Origin of the sequence: Stutzerimonas stutzeri (assembly GCF_000935215.1) — a bacterium.
Lineage (GTDB): Bacteria > Pseudomonadota > Gammaproteobacteria > Pseudomonadales > Pseudomonadaceae > Stutzerimonas.
The window spans coordinates 1-5531 of sequence record NZ_JXXD01000047.1; the positions used below are offsets into that span (position 1 = coordinate 1).

At 63.4% G+C, this 5531-nt stretch carries 6 protein-coding genes and 1 pseudogene; 2 read left to right on the forward strand and 5 right to left on the reverse strand.

Annotation, left to right across the window (positions count from 1 at the left end; translation table 11 throughout):
• Positions 1 to 263 precede the first annotated feature (263 nt).
• From LO50_RS06535 to LO50_RS06545, 4 genes and pseudogenes are all read right to left on the reverse strand, one after another.
• Positions 264 to 1034 (reverse strand): nuclease-related domain-containing protein, encoded by a 771-nt coding sequence (locus LO50_RS06535; protein WP_044314479.1) that lies wholly within the window; start codon positions 1032 to 1034, stop codon positions 264 to 266.
• 103 nt (positions 1035 to 1137) lie between these two features.
• Positions 1138 to 1282 (reverse strand): annotated as a pseudogene (locus tag LO50_RS25330) (DUF4172 domain-containing protein); the annotation flags it as partial.
• 291 nt (positions 1283 to 1573) lie between these two features.
• Positions 1574 to 2299 (reverse strand): SIMPL domain-containing protein, encoded by a 726-nt coding sequence (locus LO50_RS06540; RefSeq protein WP_044314480.1) that lies wholly within the window; start codon positions 2297 to 2299, stop codon positions 1574 to 1576.
• Positions 2300 to 2372: 73 nt separating this feature from the next.
• Complete coding sequence (locus LO50_RS06545) at positions 2373 to 2696, reverse strand: hypothetical protein (RefSeq protein ID WP_044314481.1); 324 nt, start codon at positions 2694 to 2696, stop codon at positions 2373 to 2375.
• A gap of 194 nt (positions 2697 to 2890) precedes the next feature.
• Between LO50_RS06545 and LO50_RS06550 the strand changes: the two genes are divergently transcribed.
• Positions 2891 to 4120 carry a dicarboxylate/amino acid:cation symporter gene (locus LO50_RS06550; protein ID WP_042926552.1) on the forward strand — a complete coding sequence of 410 codons (1230 nt, stop codon included), beginning with the start codon at positions 2891 to 2893 and terminating at the stop codon, positions 4118 to 4120.
• A gap of 7 nt (positions 4121 to 4127) precedes the next feature.
• On the opposite strand, the gene LO50_RS06555 is transcribed toward LO50_RS06550, so the two are convergent.
• A complete protein-coding gene (locus tag LO50_RS06555) occupies positions 4128 to 4340 on the reverse strand; it encodes a DUF3079 domain-containing protein (protein ID WP_003283903.1) in 213 nt (70 codons plus the stop codon).
• 188 nt (positions 4341 to 4528) lie between these two features.
• Here LO50_RS06555 and LO50_RS06560 point away from each other — a divergent pair.
• On the forward strand, positions 4529 to 5531 hold a 1003-nt coding region (locus tag LO50_RS06560; RefSeq protein WP_044314482.1), incomplete at its 3' end, for a DNA topoisomerase.

The window sequence follows — 5531 nt, forward strand, 5'->3', positions numbered from 1 at the left end:
GTTCCATCGCCGCTTCAGGGGTCGGCTTACAAGGGCCGTCCATGGCCCTTTAAGCCTTTCGCCGCATCCATGCGGCTCACCCCCTTACGCAACGATTCCACTCACCCTCCTAAAAGGGGCGTTCGGTATTGCCTGTTGGTTCGTGCAAAAACAAACCAAAACAACCAGCAAGACCTGGCTCTGATGCCGAGACCGTCAGCGACAGCTGGGCATCTTAAAAACGAGTAGCTGGACACAGACTACGCTTCAAGCCTTTCTGCATTTCAAAGACTCTGCATCGTCCGGCACTTGGGAAACGCTGAGCATCCCCAAAATTGCTGCCCTGCTTTTGCCCCCGACCTCACGGTGCGGATCAGCAGCGCACTGCCGCATTTCGGGCATTGTCGTTCTGCGGTTGGATCGCTACGGCGCCTGAGGTTTTGCACATGCTCACGGTGGGTGGCGAGGGTTGGCGCTCGGCGGTCGGCTTGCAGGGCATGCAGCATGGCGTCGACCTCAGCCTCGCTGAATACCGGTTGCTGGAATGACCTGATGTAGCGGATAAAGCCGATGCCCTGGGTCACGTTGGCCGGCACTTCGGTTTTGAAGGTGCTGCCGCCGACTAAGGTGATGACCGAGTGCAGGTGCTCGGGGCTAACGCCAAGGGTGGCTTCCAGGGCCTTGAGGTGCTTGTAGTTCTGGCGTAGCGGGTTCTGGAACTTGAACGTGCGTTTGTAGAGCTTCTGCGTCCACTGCACCTGCTTTTCGCTACCGAAGATCCAGCCGCTCATGTTCTTCGTTTCCAGTACGAAGATGCCGTACCGCGAAAGAAAAACGTGGTCGATCTGCGTGGTGCCGTCTGGCGTGTTCAAGGTGACATTGTGCAGGCGGCGGTAGGTCTGCCTGTCCAACTGCCAATGGGCAAACAGCCGCACCAGCAGTTCACCAATATGGCCCTTGGCCCAAGGCGACTTGAGCAGGCTAATCAGAAGGGCGGCCGGGATGAACCAAGCCAACATGCCCCAGGCCTGCGCGATGATGGGGGTGAAGTCCATTTCCTATCCCTGGGTGATCCTGAATTAACCGGATAGTAGCGAAACTTGGCGTAATGGCACGACAGTGTCGCGCACCTCCGTACGCTCCTTTGTCTCTGCGGGGTCAGCCTTGAGCGTGTGCCGGCTGCTGTATCCGGTAACGCGTGCTGCGCCCGCCAGGGGGGCAGTCGGGCAAAGCAGCCCTTCTCGAGATGGCGCGTGGCGGTGGCTTTCGAGACTTTGGCCACAGCCTGGTAGGAAGAACGACTGGACGACTTCCTTGCCTGGTTCAAGAGCAGCCGCAGCGATGCAGGCCTCGGCCCAATTTCTACGAGCCGGCATTGCGCACTTTTGATTGGCTGCTGTCAGATACAGAGCGGGTCATTCATGAGGGCTGCTCGTCTGTGAGCCGATTAGCGAGCTTATTCGGCTCATGTGGCGAGCCGATAATGTCGCCTATTCGGCTCACTGTCTTGCTACCGGGCTTGAAAGCGCCTGGGCAGTGCGTTTGATCCGCCTTGGCAGGCGGTTGGCGCGTCATTCAGAGACTAAGCCCCATATCAATCCAACGTGTACTCAAACGTACTCACCACCCGCAGCCGTTTCCCCACGGTCCGCCCACTGTCCATATCGCTGCCATCGTCATCGATCACCCGAATCACCCCCTGGTTGGCATTCTTCAAGCGCCCCAGCGTGGCACCGGCATCCTCGGCAAAACGCGTCGCCTGCTCACGGGCATTGCTGGTGGCGGCTTCCAGCAGCTGCGGCTTGAGCTCATTGAACCCACGCAACTGATAACGCGGCCCGGCGAAGCCGTTCACCTCGGTATCCAGCTGAACACCGGCCAGTATCAGCGGATCGATGGCATTGGCCGCCTTGCCCACCGCATCGACGCGCCCGGACTTGACCAGCACCTGGCCCTGGCCGTTAAAGCGCAGCGCCACATCACGCGAGGCCCATTCACGCGCCAGCAGATCCTGGACCTGTAACGGCCGCACCTCGATCTCCGCGTCGGTGAAGCCCTGCTCGCGGAGGAAATCCAGCACCAGCTGGCGATCCTCGCTCAACCCCTTCTGCACCTCGGCGAACTGATCGCCACCACGGCGAAAGCCCAGCGTCCACACCGCGAAGTCGCTCTTCACGTCCATCTCCGCCAGACCCTTGACCGTCACCGTGCGGTCGGCCATGCGGAAACGCTCCACGCCCTGCCCGACCGACCAGCCGGCAAAGGCCACTGCCGCGGCGATCAACGCCGCCGGCAGAAATCCGATTCGTGCTGTAGCCACGTGCTTTCTCCCTGTAGGAATTGTCCGAATGTGCATGCTACTCCAGCGCCGGGCGAACGCCAGTTACCAGCGCTCAACCGCGACCCAGGCGCTGCAACGCCTCCAGCCGGAAGGCGATGTGCTGTTCCAGCTCGCTCAGCTCGCGCTCCAGCCGCGAGCGCTCTTGCGCATCGCTGCAGGCGTCGAGACGTTCGCGCAATGCGGCACGCTGCGCCAGCAACTCCACTTCCCGTGGCGGCACACCGGCGCTTTTCAGCACTGAGAACGGCAAGCGCAGGCCTGGCGGCGTTTGCAACCAGCCTTCGTCCACCACCAGCGGTTCGCCTTTTTCCTGCACGCCGCGCTGCCATCTGGCGATGTCGCGGGCGATGCGTTGTTCGATGTCCTGATCGCTCATGACTCGCGCCTCTTCTACCTGCCCGGTCATGAAAACCCAGCTGCGTGGCTTTTGTCAGCGGCCGGCCGACGCCAGGTCATTGGCACGTCGGTTGCGTTGCGTCTGTATGATTGCGCCCCGCGCGATGCGAACTTTTGCCGCAGCGTTCATTCTTTTGCTTAGCGCCACCGCTACCGATCCGAGGAGCCACCCCTTTGCCCAGTCTCAACCTGCAGATTCTTGTCGCGGCCTGCCTGGGCGTGGCCATCGGCTGGCTGACCGGCACACTGCCGACCGACGCGCCCGTACGCGAGGGCGTGCTCTATGCAAGCACCCTGGCCGGGAGCATCTTCATCGGCCTGCTGAAGATGGTGCTGATCCCGCTGATCTTCACCTCCATCGTGGTCGGCGTGGCCAATCTGCAGGCGCACCATCAGGTGCACCGGGTGTGGGGCGGCGCCCTGGTCTACTTCACCCTCACAACCAGTGCGGCGATGCTGGTGGCGCTGGTCGCGGCGAACATCTTCAAGCCGGGCGCGGGGCTGTCGCTGGATCTGTTCGCCGAGGCGATGAACGACTTCGAGGCGCGTCAGCTGACGCTGCCGGAGTTCTTCCTGCACTTCTTCGCCAACCTGTTCCAGAACCCCTTCGCCGCGCTGGCCAACGGCAGCATCCTGGCCGTCGTGGTGTTCGCCATGTTCATCGGCATCGCGCTGGTGGCCGGGGGCGACCGCTACCGCAATATCCTCGTGGTGCTGCAGGAATTTCTCGAGCTGATGATGCGCATCATCAGCTGGATCATGCGCCTGGCGCCGCTGGGCATCCTCGCGCTGCTGATCAAGCTGGTGGCCGAGCAGGATGTGGCGCTGCTCAGCGCCGTCGGCGGCTTCATCGTGCTGGTGTTCGCCACCACGCTGTTTCACGGCATCGTGGTGCTGCCAGGCATTCTCTTCCTCACGACCGGCAAGTCGCCGCTGTGGTTTTTCCGTGGAACCCGCGAGGCGCTGATCACGGCGTTTGCCACCAGCTCCAGTGCGGCGACATTGCCGATCTCCCTGCGTTGCGCGGAGGACAACCTCAAGGTGCGCCCGGGCATCGCCGGCTTCGTGCTGCCGCTGGGCGCGACCATGAACATGGACGGCACAGCACTCTACGAAGCGGCAGCTGCGCTGTTCGTCGCCAACCTGATGGGTATCGAGTTGAGCCTGGCGCAGCAGGCGGTGGTGTTCTTCACGGCGATGATCGCCTCGACCGGCGCGCCGGGGATTCCCAGCGCCGGCATGGTGACCATGGTGATGGTGTTGCAGGCGGTCGGCCTGCCGGCCGAGGCGGTGGCGATCCTGCTGCCGATCGACCGCTTGCTGGACACGGTGCGCACGGCAGTCAACGTCGAGGGCGACATCATCGGCAGTGTGGTGGTTCAGCGTTTCGCCGATCGCGCCTAGCGCAGCATCAGGTCGACGACTCCTTGCGGGTCTTGGCGATCAGCTCCGGGTCGATGCCCCAGCATTCGTCCAGATACCAGTCCTCACCGAACATTTCCGCCGGATGCTGGGTGCGGCCCGCGCCGTTGCCGCAGGCCATCGAAGTTGCCGGGCAATAGCGGTCGCAGCCCCAGCACACACGTTCGGGGTGGGAAGGTTCGAGGGGAAATTTCTTGGCCATTGCGCGTGCCTTTTCTGGCGTTGTTGCAGTGGCCACAGGCTAAGCCTCCTCGCCGCCGCCAGACTTGATCATGCTCAAGAACGACCGGTATCGGCGCACAACAACTGTATGCACATACAGATAAAGATTGCCTGAAGCGCCGTTTGTGCACATGCTTCGCGCCATCGACCGCTGCCGTCACAGCCTCCATGCAACTCTATCTCTGCGAAAAACCTTCCCAGGCCCGCGACATCGCCAAGGTGCTCGGCGCCAACCGGCGTGGCGACGGTTGCCTGCAGGGCGCCGGGGTGACGGTGACCTGGTGCATCGGCCATCTGCTGGAAACCGCCCCGCCGGATGCCTATGACCCGCGCTACAAGCGCTGGGTGCTGGCCGACCTGCCGATCGTGCCGGCGCGCTGGAAGATGCTGGTCAAGCCGAAGACCGCCAGCCAGTTCAAGGCGGTCAAGCGCCTGCTCGGCGAATGCAGCGAACTGGTGATCGCCACCGACGCCGACCGCGAAGGCGAGATGATCGCCCGCGAGCTGGTCGAGCATTGCCGCTATCGCGGGCCGATCCGCCGGCTGTGGCTGTCGGCCCTGGACGATGCCTCGATCCGCAAGGCGCTGGCCGCGCTCAAGCCCGGCGCCGAGACTTTCAATCTCTACCATGCCGCCCTCGGCCGCTCGCGTGCCGACTGGCTGATCGGCATGAACATGAGCCGGCTGTTCACCCTGCTCGGCCGCCAGTCCGGCTACCAGGGCGTGCTGCCGGTGGGCCGGGTGCAGACGCCAACGCTGCGTCTGGTAGTGGACCGCGACCGCAGCATTGCCGACTTCATACCGGTGCCGTTCTGGGCCATCGACGTGCAGCTGCTCGCCGATGGCACCGCGTTCACCGCGCAGTGGCAGGCGCCTGACGACCATTGCGATGACCAGGGCCGCTGCCTCGATCAGGCTCGTGCGCAGCAGGCTGCGGACGCCATGCGCAACGCCGCCAGCGCCCGTCTGCTGAAGCTCAAGACCGAGCGCCAGCGCGAGGCCGCACCCTTGCCGTTCGATCTCGGCACGCTGCAGGAAGTCTGCTCGAAGAAGCTCGGCCTCGGTGCCCAGGAAACCCTCGACATCGCCCAGGCGCTGTACGAAACCCACAAGCTGATCACCTACCCACGCAGCGATTGCGGCTACCTGCCGCTGAGCCAGCACGGCGAGG